Source organism: Streptomyces humidus (assembly GCF_014649655.1).
GTDB lineage: Bacteria > Actinomycetota > Actinomycetes > Streptomycetales > Streptomycetaceae > Streptomyces > Streptomyces humidus.
Map to the genome: position 1 here is coordinate 1 of NZ_BMTL01000021.1, position 17,912 is coordinate 17,912.

A 17,912-nucleotide genomic window follows, 5' to 3' on the forward strand; every position below is an offset into this window, starting at 1 on the left:
CGTGGTCGAGCGCGGTCGCCCGGGTGGGTCTGCCGGCCGCGCCGGCGGCCGGGGACAGTACGGCGGCCAGCAGTGTGGCCGTGGTGGCGGCGATGCCGGCGGTGGCGAGACGGGAACCTCGGACGTGCTGCCGTATCCGACTCATCAGTGTCTTCGGTCTCCTCGGGAAGGCGCCGTGGGGGGCGCGCGTGGGGGTGGCCTGTGAGCGGCCTGTGGAGGTGGCGCTGATGTCGTCCTGGCATTTAAGTGGGCATGACATGTCATGTCCATAGCGCATGCGTGGGGACCGACGGGGGCCTGCAAGGGCCGGGCGACTGACCGGTGAGACACGCCGAGGGGAGAGAATCGCTTCCGTGACCGCCCCCGAGCTCCCCTTCTTCGTCTACGGCACGCTCCGCCCCGGCGAGGTCAACCACGACCTCCTCCTGCGCGGCCGCACTCTCCGCGAGGAGCCGGCCCGCCTGACGGGCGCGCTGCTGTACGACGGACCCGGATACCCCTACGCGGTCGAGGGGCCGGGCGAGGCGGCAGCGTCCGTCGCCGGGGAACTCGTGACGGCCCGTCCCGAGGCGTACGCCCGGCTGCTCGCCGAGCTCGACCGGCTGGAGGAGTACACGCCGGGCGACCCGCGCAATCTCTACGAACGCGTGGCACGCGAGGTGGTCCGCATCGGCGGCTCCGCCCCCGTACGCGCCTGGGTGTACGTCGCCGCACCCGCCGTCGCCGCCGGTCTGCGCGCCCGCGGGAAGCCGGTCGAGGGCGGGGACTGGCTCGCCCGCCGGTGACCGGTCACCCGTTCACACGCCCTGCGGAAACTTTTCCGCATGGAACCGCAAATGCACCGCTGACCTGTAGAAACACCACCACGAGACGTCCCGACTCCCGTTATCTGACACCCATTCATCCCATTACTGACACACCATCAACAAGCGCGCCCGACGTCCGGCGTCTTACCTCGGAAGGGCAGGGATTCTCGAAGAGCCCGGAGGAGCACCGATGCGACGACGTACCGCCCGGCACCCCGCCCGCCGTACCACCCGTCGCCCGGTCCGTCGTACCGCCCGCCGCGCCGTCCGACGTACCGTCCGTGCGCTGACCGGCGCCGCGCTCGCCGCCACCGCGGCAGCCGGAGTCGCCGCGCCCGCCCACGCCGCGGGCGTCGGCGCCGCCTCCCCCGGCCCGACGCTGGAGGTGTACCCCTCCACCGCCGTGCCGGGCGGGCAGGTCTCGGTGAACACGGCGGCGTGCGGGGACGGCGGGCCGGCGTCGGGCGACGCCGGAGCGGTGGGCGCCGGCCGCTTCACGCTCGCGCCCACCCCGCACGGGGCCGAGGCCGTCGGGCGGTTCCGGGTGCCGCCGAGCGCACAGCCGGGGACCTACGAGATCGTCGCGGAGTGCGCCGGGGACGGACGGCGGATCGCCGGGGACCTGGTGGTCGTGCTGGCCCCGGACGGGCAGCCGGTGGCTCCGCGCGGAAGTGTCAAGACGGGGGTCGGCGGCGCCCTGGGCCCCGACCCCGTTCAGACCGCGGCCGGTGTGGCGGCTCTCGCCGTCGCCGCCGCGGGCGGTACCTGGCTCCTGCATCGCCGGGCGAGAGGCGACGGGATCTGACGGACACCCTCCGCTGTCCGTCAGCCGGTACCGCACGCCCCTCCCCCTCCGGGTCCGACGCCCCTCGCGGCCCGGAGGGGGGCACGGGGTCCCCGTACACGCAGATCGACGCGGCCACCCGGACGCTCGGAGAGGAGACGGCATGCGCGGGGCCGGCAACACCGCCATAGCGGCCGTCACCGCGGTCTCCCTGTGCTGCGGCGCATGGCTGCTGCACAGCGGCGCCGAGACGCACGCCCCGCCGCAGCCGTCCGCGGCCCAGGCCCGCTCCGACGGCCCGCGGCGCACCGGCCGGCCGGTCCCGGCGCTGCCGCCCTCCGCTCCCGACCGCGTCCGCATTCCCTCGATCCACGTGGACGCCCCCCTGACGGGCCTCGCCCTCACCGCCTCCGGCAGCCTCGACGTCCCGCCCGCCGAGAAGAAGAACCTCGCCGGCTGGTACGAGGCCGGCGCGACCCCCGGCGAGACGGGCACCGCGATCGTCGCCGGCCATGTGGACAACGCCGACGGCCCCGCCGTCTTCTACGATCTGGGCGCCCTGCGCAAGGGCAGCACCGTCGAGGTGGACCGGCGCGACGGACGCGTCGCCGTGTTCACCGTGGACGCCGTCGAGGTCTACCGGGCCCGCGACTTCCCCGACGCGAAGGTGTACGGGGCGGCGGACCGGCCCGAGTTGCGGGTGATCACCTGCGGCGGCGGCTTCACGAAGTCGACCGGCTACCAGGGGAACGTCGTCGTGTTCGCCCATCTCACCGGCAGCCGCTGAGATCCCTGCGCGGCGACCCGGCCCACGGTGCGCCACCCACCGCCCGCCCGCGGGACTTGTCGACGCCCGCTGCTGCACGCCGGACTCGCCGACGCCCGCCGCTGCACGCCGGACTCGCCGACGCCCGCTGCTGCACGCCGGATTCGCCTGCGTCACTGCCCGCACGCCGAGCTCGCCGCCACCCACTGCCCGCCGGCCGGACTCACCACCGGCGCCGGGGCGACGGCCGGTGGCACGATCCGCGCAAGACCGCTCCCCCACGGGAGGCGGCAGCCGTCCCCGCCCGCCACGGCGTCGGTCCGGCCGGCCGCGGCCGCGGCGACGCGGAACGGAACACGCCCGGTCAGGGCGGTGCCGGCAGGCCCGGGACCCGTCCCGGACCTCACGGCCGGATGCGTGCACAGGCCACGCACCCGAGGTGCTCACGCGGTGCGGGAACCCTCACACCTGGGCCGTCGCTCCGCTGAGGGCAGCGTTCCTCGCGGGAAACAACGGTGATGCGGCCGGGTAACCTCGGCACCGCACGCTCCTGGCATGACCTCGAATTCGCGTGTGGTGGTGCTCGGCGCCGGCCTCGCGGGCGTACGACTCGCCCGCCGGCTCGGCGAACTGGGCATGCCCGCGCTGGTCGTCGGCGACGAGGAGCACCGGCCCTACAACCGGGTCCTGCTCGCCGAGGTGCTGGCGGGCCGCTACTCGCCCGAGGTGATCGCGCTGCCCGCGCCCGCCGGGCTGGTACGGGCCCGCGTCACCGGGATCGACCGCGCCCGGCGGGTCCTCGCCTGCGCGGACGGCTCGGAGATCGCCTACGGCACGCTCGTCCTGGCCACCGGCTCCAACCCGGTCCTGCCGCCCCTGCGCGGCCTCTTCACCCCCGACCACGTCCTGCCGGAGGGCGTCCACGCCTTCCGCACCATGGACGACTGCCTCGGTCTGTCGAAGGCGGTACGGCCGGGCGTACGGGCGGTCGTCGTCGGCGGCGGCCTCCTCGGGGTCTCCGCGGCCCGCGCGCTCGCCGTGCGCGGCGCGCAGGTCGTCCTCGCCCAGCAGGCCGAGCGCCTGATGGAACGTCAGCTCGACCCGGACGCCTCCCGGCTGGTGCACCGGCATCTGAAGGACCTCGGCGTCGAGGTGCACACCGAGTGCCGGGTGCGCGACGTGCGCTGCCTCGGCGGCGCCGTCCGGTCGGTCGAGATGGCCGACGGCTACGCCCTCGACGCCGACCTGGTGGTGCTGGCCTGCGGGGTCTCCCCGCGCGCCGGACTCGCCAGGGCCGCCGGGATCGCCGTCCACAAGGGCGTCCTCGTCGACGACGCACTGCGCACGTCCGACCCGCACATCCGGGCGATCGGCGACTGCGCGCAGCACGACGGGACCGTGTACGGTCTCGCAGCCCCGGCGCTGGAACAGGCCGACGTGCTCGCCGAGTCGCTGGCCGGGAACCCGGACTCCCGCTACACCGGCACCCGCGCCCTCACCCGGCTCACCCTCGCCGGGAACAGCGCCTTCGACCTCGCCGCGTTCGGCGAGACCGAGCCCCGCCCCGGCGACGACGTCGTGCAGCTCTCCGACGCCACCCGCGGCACCTACCGCAAGGTCGTGGTCCGCGACGACCGCCTGGTCGGCGGGGTCCTCGTCGGCGACCTCGGCACCGTCGGCGCGCTGGCGCGCGCCTGGGAGGGAGCAGAGCCGCTCCCCTCCGACGGCGGCCCCCTGCTCCATCTGCTCACCAACGGAGGCACCTGATGACCGCCACTGAGGGGGCCACCCCCACGATCGTGCTCGTCGGCCACGGCATGGTCGGCCAGCGCTTCCTCGAAGCGATCGCCGAGCGCGGCCTGACCGCCACGCACCGCGTGGTCGTGCTGTGCGAGGAGCCGCGGCCCGCGTACGACCGCGTGGCGCTGACCTCGTACTTCTCGGGCAGGACGGCCGAGGACCTGTCGATGACCGACATGGCGTTCATCGAGACGCACGGCATCGAGCTGTACGTCGGCGACCCGGCGGAGACCGTCGACCGCGAGGCGAAGGAGGTCGTCGCCCGCTCCGGCCGGGTCTTCGCGTACGACACCCTCGTCCTCGCCACCGGTTCGTTCCCCTTCGTCCCGCCGGTCCCGAACAAGGACGCCGAGGGCTGTTTCGTCTACCGCACGATCGACGACCTGCTGGCCATCGAGAAGTACGCCGCGACGGCGACGACCGGCGCGGTCGTCGGCGGCGGCCTGCTCGGCCTGGAGGCCGCGGGCGCCCTGAAGGGCCTCGGGCTGACCTCCCACATCGTGGAGTTCGCGCCCCGGCTGATGCCCGTCCAGGTCGACGCGGGCGGCGGCGCGGCCCTGCTGCGCACGATCGAGGACATGGGCCTGACCGTCCACACGGGCGTGGGCACGCAGGAGATCGTGGTCGACGAGTCCGGCGCGGTCACCGGCATGAGGCTGTCCGACGGCTCCGAACTCGCCACCGACCTGGTCGTGTTCAGCGCCGGCGTCCGCCCCCGCGACCAGCTCGCCCGCGACTGCGGACTGACCGTGGGCGAGCGCGGCGGCATCGCGGTCGACGAGCAGTGCCGCACGGTCACCGACCCGCACGTGTTCGCCGTCGGCGAGTGCGCGCTGGCCGCCGACGGCCGGGTGTACGGCCTGGTCGCCCCCGGCTACGAGCAGGCCGAGACGGCCGCCGCGGCCATCGCCGCCGACGAGTCGGAGCAGCTGTCCTTCACCGGCGCCGACCTCTCCACCAAGCTGAAGCTGCTCGGCGTGGACGTCGCGTCCTTCGGCGACGCGCACGGCGCCGCCGAGGACTGCCTGGACGTCGTCTACTCCGACTCCCGGGCCGGCCTCTACAAGAAGCTGGTCATCGGCCGCGACGGCACGCTGCTCGGCGGCATCCTGGTCGGCGACGCCGACGCGTACGGCACGCTGCGCGCCTTCACCGGGTCCGTCCCGCCCGTGGCCCCCGAGTCGCTGGTGCTGCCGGCCGGCGCCGGAGAGTCCGTGCAGCTCGGCCCGTCCGCGCTGCCGGACGAGGCGATCGTCTGCTCCTGCCACAACGTGTCGAAGGGCACGATCCGCGCCGCGGTGACGGAGCACTCCTGCACCACCGTGCCCGAGGTGAAGAAGTGCACCAAGGCCGGCACCGGCTGCGGCAGTTGCGTCAAGGTCCTCGGCCAGCTGGTCACCGCCGAGCTGGAGGCGAGCGGCGTCGAGGTCGACAAGGGCCTGTGCGGCTGCTTCGCGCAGACCCGCGAGGAACTGTACGAGATCGTCCTCGCCCTGCGCATCAACACCTACCAGGACCTCCTGGACCGCTATGGCCGCGACGGCGCCCGCGGCGGCGACGGCTGCGACGTCTGCAAGCCCGCGATCGGCTCGATCATCGCATCCCTCGCCCCGACCATCGGCGCGAGCGGCTACGTCCTGGACGGCGAGCAGGCCGCGCTTCAGGAGACCAACGACCACTTCCTCGCCAACCTCCAGAAGAACGGGTCCTACTCGGTCGTCCCGCGCATCCCCGGCGGTGAGATCACCCCCGAGGGGCTGATCGTGATCGGCGAGATCGCCCGCGACTTCGGTCTCTACACGAAGATCACCGGCGGTCAGCGCATCGACATGTTCGGTGCACGGGTGGAACAACTGCCGCTTATCTGGACACGGTTGGTGGACGCCGGCTTCGAGTCGGGGCACGCCTACGGCAAGTCCCTGCGCACCGTGAAGTCCTGCGTCGGCCAGACCTGGTGCCGCTACGGCGTCCAGGACTCCGTCCGCATGGCGATCGACCTGGAGCTGCGCTACCGGGGCCTGCGCTCCCCGCACAAGCTCAAGTCCGCCGTCTCCGGCTGCGCCCGCGAGTGCGCGGAGGCCCAGTCGAAGGACTTCGGCGTCATCGCCACCGCCAACGGCTGGAACCTCTACGTCGGCGGCAACGGCGGCGCGACCCCGCGCCACGCGGACCTGCTGGCCCAGGACCTCACCGACGCCGAACTGATCCGCCTGATCGACCGCTTCCTGATGTTCTACATCCGCACCGCCGACCGCCTGGAACGCACGTCGACCTGGCTGGAGCGCATCCCCGGCGGCCTGGACCACGTGCGCGACGTGGTCGTGGAGGACTCCCTCGGCATCTGCGAGGAGCTGGAGTCCCTGATGACGGCCCACGTGGCGCACTACGCCGACGAGTGGGCGACCACCATCAACGACCCCGAGAAGCTGGCCCGGTTCGTGTCCTTCGTCAACGCCCCGGACACCCCCGACCCCGTCGTCGGCTTCGTCCCCGAGCGCGAGCAGATCAAGCCCGACCTGCCGCTGCTGACCATCGGCCACCGTCCCCTGGAAGGGAGCGCCCAGCGATGACCCTGGCACCCGAGACCACCGACCTGAAGGTCCAACTCCAGCTGGAGGAGGGCGGACCGGACTGGTTCACGGTCTGCGACCTGAGCCGGCTCGTCCCCGGCCGCGGCGTGGCCGCACTGCTGCCCGACGGCCGCCAGGTCGCCCTCTTCCGCGACCGCTCCGGCTCCCTGTACGCCGTCGACAACCGTGACCCGTTCAGCGGCGCGGCGGTCCTCTCCCGAGGCCTGACCGGCACCGACCGGGGCCGCCCGTTCGTCGCCTCCCCGCTCCTCAAGCAGCGTTTCGACCTGGTGAGCGGGGAGTGCCTGGACGACGCGACGGTGCGGATCGCCACCTACGAGGTACGCGCCGCCTGACGGCGCCGGCCGGGACTTTCCGGAGAACCGGGCCGCTCAGCCCTTCAGGTCGTCGTAGAACACACCGGTCAGCTGCTCCGAGGCGGCCCACAGCCGTCGCCCCGCCCGGTCGTCGAGGGTCCAGGGCGCCCGCCACGACGGTGCGGGCGCCCCGCGCCACATCGCGAGGGACGGCCCGGTGAACGAGTCCGGGCGGACCCCGGGCGCGGTCGCGGCATACAGGGTGGGCAGGGCCCCGGCCTCGGCGGGCTGGGCGATCACCCGGTTGCCGAGCGCCATCAGCCGCTCGGCGCCCCGGCGCCCCTCCGCGAGCGGGCCCGCGGTCTGCAGGTTGGTCGCCGCGTACCCGGGGTGCGCGGCCGCCGCGACCACCCCGGACCCGGCCACGGCGAACCGGCGCGCGAGTTCGTGCGTGAAGAGCAGGTTGGCGGTCTTGGACCGGCCATAGGCGATCCAACGCCGGTACCCGTGCTCTGAGTTGAGATCACCCGGGTCGATGTTGCCGAGCAGGTGGGCCATGCTGGACACGGTCACCACCCGCGCCTCGGCCGGGCGCTCCACGGCCTCGAGCAGCGCGGGCAGCAAGAGCCCGGTGAGGGCGAAGTGTCCGAGGTGGTTCACCCCGAACTGCGTCTCGAACCCGTCGGCGGTCGTGCCGTACGGCATGGCCATCACACCGGCGTTGTTGACGAGCAGATCGAGCCGCTCGAACGGCAGCGAGCCCGCGAACTCCCGCACGGACGCGAGGTCTCCGAGATCGAGCCGCCCCAACTCGACCTCGGAACCGGCGACTTCGCCCCGCAATCGCCGCACGGCCTCCGTCCCCCGGGCCTCGCTGCGGCAGGCGAGCACGACCCGCGCGCCCCTGCGGGCGAGCTCCCGGGAGACGACGTACCCGAGCCCGCTGTTCGCCCCCGTGACCACGGCGGTGCGACCGCTCTGATCAGGGATGTCACGCACACTCCAACCGGCCACGCCCCGCTCCTTCCGCCGCTGCCCCACCACACTCTGCCGGCACCCTACGACTCTCCCCCTCCGGTCCGGCCCCCGGGACCACCGGCCCACGAAAGCGACCGCGGGCCGCGGGGGTTTCGGGAGCTTCGGGGACTGCAGGCCCTCGGCCGCCCCACCCACCGAACAGGGCGGCACCCCGCCCCACATCCGCCGGACCCGCTCAGTCCCGGCGGATCAACTCGGGGTCGATCCGCCGCCCGATCAACGGCAGAGAACCAAGAGCAGCGACGACGACAACCCCAACCGCACTGACCAGCAGCAGCGGGAGCCCGTCCCCGTCCCAGAACACGGCCCCGCCACCGGTGACCAGGTAACTGGATTCGGCCATCTTCCCTGTCACCACAGCGAGCACAAGACCGACGACCAACGGCAGCACGACTTGCGCGACTTGAACGGTCCGCAGCGTCCGCGGCCTGGCCCCGAGCAACGAGAGAGCGGTGACCTGCGGACGTCGTTCCACCGCGCGGTCGGTCGCGGCGACGAGATAGGCGGCCAAGCCGATGATCAGCCCGAGGATCATGCCCACGGCGAGAAGGGTTTTGATGACCGTGATCTGCTGGAGCGCTGTGGCATCGAGGCCGTCCGTTTCGACCTCGATCGTGGGATCGACGCCCGCGATGCCTTCGAGCACGGAGCGCACGGCCTCGGGAGCGGAACTGCTGACGAGGGCGAGAGCAGCCCTCCCCACCGGGCGGAATCCGGCTGGAAACATTGAGGGCGGAAGCAGCACCGTTCCACTGCCGGGAATCTGCGCGGGTGTGTCGTCATGGTACTGGATGGTGCTGGTAGGCACCCGAACAGCGACGAACCGGCTCTTCCCTTCCGAGTTCCGCAAACGAAAGGGGTAGCTCTTTCCCGGTCTGCTGAATTCGTCATAGGCGAATTCCCGAATCATCAATCGCGCGGGGCGTCCTTCCACGCAGTTCTTGACCACCGATGCCATCTTGCGCAGCTGGTCGCAGGTCGCGATCACTGCCCTGATGCTCTGCGGCCGTTCCTGGCCTTCAGGATCGGTCCACGATTCCGCGAGAACGGCATGCCCTCGAACCCCGGAAACCTTGGTGACCGCTTCTTCCTTCTCACGGCTCATACCGTCGAGGGTCATCGTGTACAGCTGAACAGGCGCGGTGTTCTTGGACACCTGGTCCAGTTCGATGAGCACGCCCTGAGTGAGCGAGGCAGCGTAGACCAGCAGCACCAGTCCGGTCGCGACGCGAAGAGCTCCACCGGGTTCCATCTCGTTACGACGCATCGCCAGACCGAGGGACAGCGAACTCGTGGCACGCGCCACCCTGCGGGCCAGAAGACGCGAGAGGATCGGCAAGGACAGCACGAGACCTGCGCCCACCAGCACGACAGCGAGTGGCATCAAGATCGCGGAGAACGAGGTGTCCGTGGGGACGTGCCCCGAGGCCCCCGCGACGCAGTACGCGATGACGATGCCGGTCCCTGGAACGAGCGGCAGCAGGCCCCAGAGGCGAGGCGCCTTCTCCACGGCGCTGCGTCGCACCGCCAGGGGGTTGGCGGCCGCCTTCCTCGCGCTGGCCCTCCCCACGAACCAGGCAAGCGTCGGACAGCCGACCAGGCAGATGAGGAGAGTCCTGAAGGAGAGCGAACCGTCTTCCGGGTACCACTTGAACCCGGGGAGTCCCACTCGTGAAACCGACTGATTCACGACCCAGTAGGCGCCGAGACCGACGACTGCACCCATCAGGGCGGCCGCGACCGTCTCGGCGGCGTTGACGCGCTGCACGCCTTTTCTGCTCAACCCGAGCAGCCGCAACGCGGCCAACCGTCTCATGCGAGAGGCAGCGGACAGTCGGGCGCACACGGACAGAAACACCGCCAACGGAAGAAGGACGACGCCTGCAAGCGTGAAGCGGAGGATGTCGAGTGTGGAGGGTTCCACAGTGGGAAATCGCGGCTCTTTCCAACCGAACCCAGACATGTGACCGCCTCCCCTCAGCTCCGCAGGTCTGACACCGACGTACGCATAGAGCTCGTCGGGGTGGGCCAGCCCGTGAGCCGAGATGAGACCGATCTCCTGGCCCGGAATGAGCCGAGCGAGGCCGCGGTCGCTTCGCAGCAACTCGTGAAGCCTGGGGGAAACGAACACTTCACCGGGACCAGGAAATACAGGAAGTCCCGGTGGCGGTGTAACCGAGTCATTCAACTGTGCCAAAAAGATCCGGGTGAGAGGTTCGGACCCGTACGGCGTAATCCGATTCAGAGCCAAGCCCACGGATCCCGCGACTGTTGAAGTGCAGCTCCCCGATCCATTGGAGCAGTCCGGCTCACGAGCCGCCATTCGGGCGTCCTGAGCAGCGAGGATGCCGGGGATTGCGAGCACAACGGCCAAGCAGCACACGCCGATTCCACTTCCTACCACCATGAGGAAGAAGCGAGTCCGATTGCCCCGACCGCTGCCGAGCAACAGCTTGAGACCCAGCAGGAGTTCGTTCATGACGCTTCTCGCACTTGGGATGTGAGCACACCATCACACATGGAGTAGCAGTCGTCGGCCCGGTTGGCCACTTGCACGTCATGAGTAACAAGCACCACAGCTGTCCCTTGAGAGCGGGCCAGGAAAAGGAACTCGTCCAGGACTGCCGTGGCATTGCCGCTGTCGAGAGACCCCGTGGGCTCGTCTGCGAATACGACAGCAGGTTGGTGCACCAGGGCCCTCGCGACCGCGACACGCTGGAATTGCCCTCCCGACACCTGCGACGGCCGCCGCTTGCGTAGCTCCGCAAGGCCGAGCCGCCCCAGGATCTCGCCCGCTGCGGCGAGGGCTTCGGACTTGTGTTTTCCTGCCAGCCAGAGTGGCAGCGCAGTGTTTTCCTCTACCGTCAACTCGGGAAGAAGCTCACCGTACTGGAACACGAAGCCGAACTGTTCACGCCGGAGCGTGCTGAGTTCATCGTCGCTGAGAGCGCCAAGCGGACGTCCATCGAAATGTACGCCACCAGACGACACCGGAAGCACGCCGGCCAGACAGTAGAGAAGTGACGACTTTCCAGATCCGCTTTGCCCGGTAATCGCAGCAACTTGTCCGCGCTCCAGCGAAAATTCTACGTCGCGGACGGCTGGCGTCTCGCCATACAGGAGGTCAACACCCCGGGCGAGAAGGACTTCTGACGTCTTAATCTCGATCTCCGATCAGTACACGAGCCCAGACATGTGCACCTGGGCTCGTGAAGGTGACAGACCTAACCCCGGTCCCAGTCATGCGTAAAGGTCTGGAGTCGCGCGCAGTTGTCCGGCCGAAGGCTGCCTCTGTCGCGACAGGCTCGCAGTTCCGCCAGGGCGATGTAGCGCTGAGCACCGTTCCATTCCGACCGGTGCAGCTGAACCGAACTTCGCTGCTTTCCGTAGTAGCGCACCCAGTCGTGCCCCTGCACCTTCACTTCAACATAGACGTTATGGCGGTCCGTAACGATGGTGTCCGAAAGCCGACCCCACCACTCGAAGGCGCCGTGATTGACCCCGGGCCGGTTGAGTTTGTAATGCCCACCGGCGAATTCGACTCCCGGGGATTGCAGCCGAGGGATGCTTCCCTTCGCCGGCGAAGCCGCAAACGCCGCCACCGCCCCACTGAACACCAGGCCAAGCGCCGCCAGACCGAGCACTGCCTTCTTCACGCACACCTCCGTAACCGATGGCGACGACTTCGTCGCCATGAGTAACGGACTGTAGCGGTGCGAAAGTTCACAGAAACGATCTAGCAGTCCCTATCCATCACATCAGGCGATCGACTTCCGGCCAGTCACCTACCGGCCACCCCCAGCCGGCCGTCACACACCGGCTAACCGGCCCGGGAAGTGCAGGCCTGTCTGACGTGGATGCGCGCGTACGACACCACTGCGGAGGCCGGGACGTTCAACCCCGGGAATGGCGCGATGCTCGACACCGATGACGTGGCCGTGTTCCTCGGCGTGGACGTCGGCAAGAGTGGGTCACCACGGCCAGGGGCTCACCCTGGCCGGAAGAAAGGTCCTCGATGAGCAGTTGCCCGACAGCGAGACGAGACTGCGGGGTACGCCATGCTCAGCGACGGATTGTCCGCGAGTCCCCTGTTCCCGAAGCAGCCGCCGTACGGCCCTCGGTATTGGCTGTGGGCGCGGTGGGAAGCCCACTTCTCCGAAGGACGACACCCATGAGTTCGCCGCAGGGTATCGAAGTCCCTGACGCCCTTATCGCGTCGTACACGAAGAACGGCGGTGAAGCGGAACGCCTCTGGATCGCACGGCTGCCCGAGCTGGCGGCGGAGATGCTCGAGCGATGGGAACTGGAGCGCGACGGCGGCATCGGGTGCGGCGAAGCCTCACTGGTGGTACCGGTGCGCCGCACGGACGGCACCCGCGCCGCGCTCAGACTCCAGATGCCCCGCGAGGAGACGACCGCCGCGCTGATCGGGCTGCGGGCGTGGAACGGCGACGGCATCGTACGGCTGCTCGATCACGACCCGGAGAGCAGCGCCATGCTGCTGGAACGCCTCGACGGCTCACGCAGCCTGGCTTCCGTCGAGGACGACGACGTGGCGATGAGCGTCCTGGCCGGACTGATGGCCCGGCTGCACTCCGTCCCGCCGCCCGCGGGCCTGCGCGGCCTCGGTGACGTAGCGCGCGACATGCTGGCGGCCGTACCGGCGGCCGTCGCCGCCTTGCCGGACCCCGAGGACCAGCGGCGACTGCGCTACTGGGCGTCGGCGGTCACCGAGCTGGTCGGCGAGCCCGGCGACCGGATGCTGCACTGGGACCTGCACTACTGCAACGTGCTCGCCGCCGAGCGCGAGCCGTGGCTGGCCATCGACCCCGAACCCCTCGTCGGCGACCCGGGCTTCGACCTGTGGCCTGCGCTGGACACCGGCTGGGAGAAGCTCCACGCCGCCGGGAGCCCCCTCCAGGTGGTGCGGCGCCGCTTCGACCTGCTGACCGAGGCGCTCGGGCTGGACCGTCGGCGCGCGGCCGGCTGGACCATGGCCCGGCTGCTGCAGAACACTCTGTGGGACGTCCAGGACGGACGGACCGCGATCGACCCCTCCCAGACCGCCGTGGCCGAGGCGCTGGCCCGCCGCTGAACGCCTCACCGTCGAACGCGCCAGAGGACGGCACCCCCGCACAGGGTGCCGTCCTCTCGTGAGCCGAGGCCGTCGCCGATCGGTGAGGGTCGGGGACCGACGGCGGCCTCGGGGTCAGGTGCGGTCGGGGGCCGGGGCCCGCGCCGCGGGTGCGGGGCTCAGCGGTGGTCGCTGCCCGTCGACTGGGTCGCTGCCCGGCCCGCCTCCAGGCGGGCCACCGGGATGCGGAACGGGGAGCAGGAGACGTAGTCCAGGCCCACCTCGTGGAAGAAGTGCACCGACTCCGGGTCGCCGCCGTGCTCGCCGCACACGCCGAGCTTCAGGTCGGGGCGGGTGCGGCGGCCCGCCTCGGCCGCGGCCTTGACCAGCGAGCCGACGCCGTCCCGGTCGATCGTCTCGAAGGGGCTGACGCCGAAGATGCCCTTCTCCAGGTACGCGGTGAAGAAGGAGGCCTCCACGTCGTCCCGGCTGAAGCCCCACACCGTCTGGGTCAGGTCGTTCGTGCCGAAGGAGAAGAACTCCGCCGCCTCGGCGATCTGGCCGGCGGTCAGGGCCGCCCGCGGGAGTTCGATCATCGTGCCGATCGCGAGCTTCAGCTCGACGCCGGTGGCCGCCTCGACCTCCGCGATGACCTGGTCGGCCTCCTCGCGGACGATCTCCAGCTCCTGCACGGTGCCGACCAGCGGGATCATGATCTCGGCGCGCGGGTCGCCCTTGGCGTTCCGGCGCTCCGCCGCCGCCTCGGCGATGGCGCGGACCTGCATGGTGAACAGACCGGGGATGACCAGCCCGAGGCGCACGCCCCGCAGGCCCAGCATCGGGTTCTGCTCGTGCAGGCGATGCACTGCCTGCAGCAGCCGCAGGTCGTTCTCGTGGGACTCCTGGCGGGACTCCGCCAGCGCCACGCGCACCGACAGCTCGGTGATGTCGGGCAGGAACTCGTGCAGCGGGGGGTCCAGGAGACGGACCGTCACCGGGAGGCCGTCCATGGCCTCGAAGAGTTCGACGAAGTCCTTCTTCTGCAGCGGGAGCAGCTGCTTGAGCGACTCCTCGCGTTCTTCCTGCGTGTCCGCCAGGATCAGGCGTTCCACCTGCTCGCGGCGGTCGCCGAGGAACATGTGCTCGGTGCGGCACAGGCCGATGCCCTGGGCGCCGAAGCGACGGGCGCGCAGCGCGTCCTCGGCGTTGTCGGCGTTGGCGCGCACGCGCAGGCGGCGCTTGCGGTCGGCGAAGGCCATGATGCGGTGGACGGCCTCGACCAGCTCGTCCGCGTCGTCCGCGCCCGCGTGCATGCGGCCCTCGAAGTACTCGACGACCGGGGAGGGCACGACGGGTACCTCGCCCAGGTACACCTTGCCCGAGGAGCCGTCGATGGAGATGACGTCGCCCTCCTCGACCACGTGGCCGCCGGGGACCGTCATGCGCCGGCGCTTGGTGTCGACCTCCAGCTCCTCCGCGCCGCACACGCAGGTCTTGCCCATGCCCCGGGCCACCACGGCGGCGTGGGAGGTCTTGCCGCCGCGGCTGGTCAGGATGCCCTCGGCGGCGATCATGCCGTCGAGGTCGTCGGGGTTGGTCTCACGGCGGACGAGGATGACCTTCTCGCCCGAGCGGGACCACTTGACGGCGGTGTAGGAGTCGAAGACCGCCTTGCCGACGGCCGCGCCGGGCGAGGCGGCGATGCCCCGGCCGACCTTCTCGACCTTCGCGGCCTCGTCGAAGCGGGGGAACATCAGCTGGGCGAGCTGCGCTCCGGTGACGCGCTGCAGCGCCTCGGTCTCGTCGATCAGGCCCTGGTCGACGAGCTGGGTGGCGATGCGGAAGGCCGCTCCCGCCGTGCGCTTGCCGACGCGGGTCTGGAGCATCCACAGCTGGCCGCGCTCGATGGTGAACTCGATGTCGCAGAGGTCCTTGTAGTGGTTCTCCAGCGTCTCCATGATCTGCATCAGCTGGTCGTAGGACTTCTTGTCGATCTGCTCCAGCTCCGCCAGCGGGACCGTGTTGCGGATGCCCGCCACGACGTCCTCGCCCTGGGCGTTCTGCAGGTAGTCGCCGTAGACGCCCTGGTGGCCGGAGGCGGGGTCGCGGGTGAAGGCGACGCCGGTGCCCGAGTCGGGGCCGAGGTTGCCGAAGACCATCGAGCAGACGTTGACGGCCGTGCCCAGGTCGCCGGGGATGCGCTCCTGGCGGCGGTAGAGCTTCGCTCGGTCGCCGTTCCAGGAGTCGAAGACGGCCTTGACGGCGAGGTCCATCTGCTCGCGCGGCTCCTGCGGGAAGTCGCGGCCGGCCTCGGTCCTGACGATCTTCTTGAAGCGGGTGACCAGCTTCTTGAGGTCCGCCGCCTCCAGCTCGGTGTCGACGGTGACCTTCTTCGCGGCCTTGGCCGCCTCCAGCGCGTCCTCGAAGAGCTCGCCGTCGACGCCGAGGACGGTCTTGCCGAACATCTGGATCAGCCGGCGGTAGGAGTCCCACGCGAAGCGGGCGTCGCCGGCCTGCTCGGCCAGGCCCTGGACGGACTTGTCGGAGAGACCGATGTTCAGGACGGTGTCCATCATGCCCGGCATGGAGAACTTCGCTCCCGAGCGGACGGACACGAGGAGGGGGTTGTCCGGCTGGCCGAGCTTCTTGCCCATCTGCTCTTCCAGGGCGGCGAGGTGCGCACTCACCTCGTCGCGCAGCGCGGCCGGCTCCTCACCGCTGTCGAGGTAGACCTTGCAGGCCTCGGTGGTGATCGTGAAGCCGGGAGGGACCGGAAGGCCCAGGTTGGTCATCTCGGCGAGGTTCGCGCCCTTGCCGCCGAGGAGGTCCTTGAGGTCCTTGTTGCCCTCGGTGAAGTCGTAGACGTACTTCACGCCCTCAACGCTCGCGGCCGGCTCGGCTCCATGGAGATCTTTGTTTTCCGACACGGGTCTCGACTCCTCGAGGACGCGGTGGCTGCCCTGACGGCCAGGAACATACCCAGATCGAAGGCTCCTGGGTACGTCCACTTGCGCGTCATACGCTCGTAACCCGCCGTCAGCCAGTGGATCGAAAGTCAAGGCTTGGCAAGCGCGGAGCCTTCGATGTTTTCACTTGTTGAACGCAAGCACGCTCCACAAGCCCCATGTGCGCTCGTATGAGCGATGCGCGGCACGGTTGATTTCGATCGATGAACGATCATCGCGTGGCACTGAGTGCCACCCTTTGGAGAAGTGCAGTCGTCGTTGATCCGCTCATCTGAGCACTCTCCCCCTCAGGGGTGGCGAGAATCACGCTCTCGCACGCGGCCCGAGTTCACCATCCGGACGCGTCCGGATGCGTCCGCGGACGCATCCCGCGGACGCGCCCGCGGAGCGGAGACCCGCCTGTCACCCGCGGGTCGGCGCGAGCGTCCTCACCTGAGCGTGCCTCACACCCCGAGCGCCAGCAACCGCTCCTCCGCCCGCTCGGGCGCGTACAGGTGCTCCACGACCAGCGCGCCCGCCCCCACCAGGCCCGCCCGTTCCCCCAGGCGCGAGGTCACGACGTCGAGACGGGCGGTGGAGCGGGGCAGCGCCCGCTGGTAGAGCAGCTCGCGCACGCCCGTGAGGAACGCGGTTCCGGCCAGGTCTCCGGCGATCATCAGGACCCCGGGGTTGAGCAGGGTGACGACCGTCGCCAGGACGTCGCCGACCCTGCGCCCCGCCTCCCGGGCCAGCGCGGCCGCCTCGGGGTGCCCGGCGGCGAGCAGGTCGCGCACATCCGAGCCGGAGGACGCCGGGACCCCCGACTCCGCCAGCCGGCGTGCCACCGCCCCGCCGCTGGCGACGGCCGCCAGGCAGCCGTGCGAACCGCAGCGGCACAGCGCGTCCGCGCCCACCCGGATGTGCCCGATGTCGCCGGCCCCGCCGTCGACCCCCCGGAAGATCGAGCCGTCGACCACGACCCCGGCGCCGATGCCGGTGGAGACCTTGACCAGCACGAACGCGGAGCACTCCGCGTAGCCGGTGCGCTGTTCGCCGTACGCCATGAGGTTCGCGTCGTTGTCCACCAGAACGGGGACGCACGCCCCCACCCCCGCCCCCGCCACACCGCGGCCCACGCCTCCCGCTCTGCCGCCGGCCGCGCCCGCGCCGGCGCCCATGCCGATGCCGGCGCCGATGCCGGTGCGTTCCGCGAAGGCACGCGCGAGGCGTCCTCTTATGTCGTAGCCGTCCCAGCCGGGCATGATCGGCGGCTGGACGACCCGGCCCGTCTCGCTGTCGACCGGTCCGGGGACGGCGAGTCCGATGCCGCAGACCTCGTCCGGCCGGTGGCCCGCCTTCACCAGCAGCTCGGCGAACCAGCCGCCCAGTTCGCCGAGGACCACGTCCGGGCCGTCCTCGACGGCCAGGGTGCCGCCGTGCTCGGCCAGGATCTCGCCGGTCAGGGTCAGCACGGCCGCGCGCGCGTGCCGCGTGTCCAGGTCCGCCGCGAGGACGACCGCGTGGGCGTCGTCGAACTCCAGGGTGATCGAGGGGCGGCCGCCCAGCGGTGAGTCGACCGGGCCGCCCGCGCCCTCGCGCAGCCAGCCCGCGCGGAAGAGGCGGTCCAGGCGCTGGCCCACGGTCGCCCGGGACAGGCCCGTGGCCTGCTGCAGGGCGCCGCGTGTCGTCGCACGGCCCTTGCGCACCAGTTCGAGCAGCTCCCCGGCGCTGGCCTGACCTCGTCCCGTCATGCGCACCCCCTTGTGTTTCCCAAGCCTGCATTACATATTAGGTTTTGCGTGTTAAATAGAC

Annotated in this window: 13 protein-coding genes; 7 read left to right on the forward strand and 6 right to left on the reverse strand. The window is 70.9% G+C overall.

Annotation, left to right across the window (positions count from 1 at the left end; genetic code table 11):
• Window positions 1–353: 353 nt before the first annotated feature.
• The 6 genes from IE239_RS23785 (at window position 354) to nirD (ending at window position 7,082) form a co-directional block, all read left to right on the forward strand.
• Window positions 354–785 carry a gamma-glutamylcyclotransferase family protein gene (locus IE239_RS23785; protein ID WP_229878265.1) on the forward strand — a complete coding sequence of 144 codons (432 nt, stop codon included), beginning with the start codon at window positions 354–356 and terminating at the stop codon, window positions 783–785.
• Window positions 786–996: 211 nt separating this feature from the next.
• Window positions 997–1,611: a hypothetical protein gene (locus IE239_RS23790; RefSeq protein WP_229878266.1), complete on the forward strand. Its 615-nt coding sequence runs from the start codon at window positions 997–999 to the stop codon at window positions 1,609–1,611.
• 142 nt (window positions 1,612–1,753) lie between these two features.
• The gene (locus tag IE239_RS23795) at window positions 1,754–2,377 is read left to right on the forward strand and encodes a class F sortase (protein ID WP_190151416.1); all 624 of its coding nucleotides are present in this window, start codon (window positions 1,754–1,756) and stop codon (window positions 2,375–2,377) included.
• A 534-nt stretch (window positions 2,378–2,911) separates the two neighbouring features.
• Window positions 2,912–4,123, forward strand: coding sequence for an NAD(P)/FAD-dependent oxidoreductase (locus tag IE239_RS23800; protein ID WP_190151417.1), 1,212 nt, complete (start codon window positions 2,912–2,914; stop codon window positions 4,121–4,123).
• Window positions 4,123–6,726 carry a nitrite reductase large subunit NirB gene (gene nirB / locus IE239_RS23805; RefSeq protein ID WP_190151418.1) on the forward strand — a complete coding sequence of 868 codons (2,604 nt, stop codon included), beginning with the start codon at window positions 4,123–4,125 and terminating at the stop codon, window positions 6,724–6,726. The genes IE239_RS23800 and nirB overlap by 1 nt, the downstream gene beginning before the upstream one ends.
• Window positions 6,723–7,082 carry a nitrite reductase small subunit NirD gene (gene nirD / locus IE239_RS23810; RefSeq protein WP_190151419.1) on the forward strand — a complete coding sequence of 120 codons (360 nt, stop codon included), beginning with the start codon at window positions 6,723–6,725 and terminating at the stop codon, window positions 7,080–7,082. Before nirB ends, nirD begins: the two co-directional genes overlap by 4 nt.
• Before the next feature lie 36 nt (window positions 7,083–7,118).
• Here the strand turns inward: nirD and IE239_RS23815 are convergent, their stop codons facing one another.
• The 4 genes from IE239_RS23815 to IE239_RS23830 all read right to left on the reverse strand — a co-directional run bounded on the left by IE239_RS23815 (window position 7,119) and on the right by IE239_RS23830 (window position 11,737).
• On the reverse strand, window positions 7,119–8,057 hold the full coding sequence (locus tag IE239_RS23815) for an oxidoreductase (protein ID WP_190151420.1): 939 nt from the start codon (window positions 8,055–8,057) through the stop codon (window positions 7,119–7,121).
• Between the two features lie 199 nt (window positions 8,058–8,256).
• Complete coding sequence (locus IE239_RS23820) at window positions 8,257–10,044, reverse strand: FtsX-like permease family protein (protein WP_308435414.1); 1,788 nt, start codon at window positions 10,042–10,044, stop codon at window positions 8,257–8,259.
• A gap of 512 nt (window positions 10,045–10,556) precedes the next feature.
• A complete protein-coding gene (locus tag IE239_RS23825) occupies window positions 10,557–11,201 on the reverse strand; it encodes an ABC transporter ATP-binding protein (protein ID WP_229878274.1) in 645 nt (214 codons plus the stop codon).
• A 104-nt stretch (window positions 11,202–11,305) separates the two neighbouring features.
• The gene (locus tag IE239_RS23830) at window positions 11,306–11,737 is read right to left on the reverse strand and encodes a hypothetical protein (RefSeq protein ID WP_229878267.1); all 432 of its coding nucleotides are present in this window, start codon (window positions 11,735–11,737) and stop codon (window positions 11,306–11,308) included.
• Between the two features lie 515 nt (window positions 11,738–12,252).
• On the opposite strand from IE239_RS23830, the gene IE239_RS23840 reads away from it, so the two are divergent.
• Window positions 12,253–13,176 (forward strand): aminoglycoside phosphotransferase family protein, encoded by a 924-nt coding sequence (locus IE239_RS23840; protein WP_190151423.1) that lies wholly within the window; start codon window positions 12,253–12,255, stop codon window positions 13,174–13,176.
• Between the two features lie 158 nt (window positions 13,177–13,334).
• Here IE239_RS23840 and ppdK read toward each other — a convergent pair whose 3' ends face one another.
• Together ppdK and IE239_RS23850 are read right to left on the reverse strand one after the other, a co-directional pair.
• A complete protein-coding gene (ppdK, locus tag IE239_RS23845; RefSeq protein ID WP_373308133.1) occupies window positions 13,335–16,082 on the reverse strand; it encodes a pyruvate, phosphate dikinase in 2,748 nt (915 codons plus the stop codon).
• 482 nt (window positions 16,083–16,564) lie between these two features.
• Window positions 16,565–17,851: an ROK family protein gene (locus IE239_RS23850; protein ID WP_190151424.1), complete on the reverse strand. Its 1,287-nt coding sequence runs from the start codon at window positions 17,849–17,851 to the stop codon at window positions 16,565–16,567.
• Window positions 17,852–17,912 lie beyond the last annotated feature (61 nt).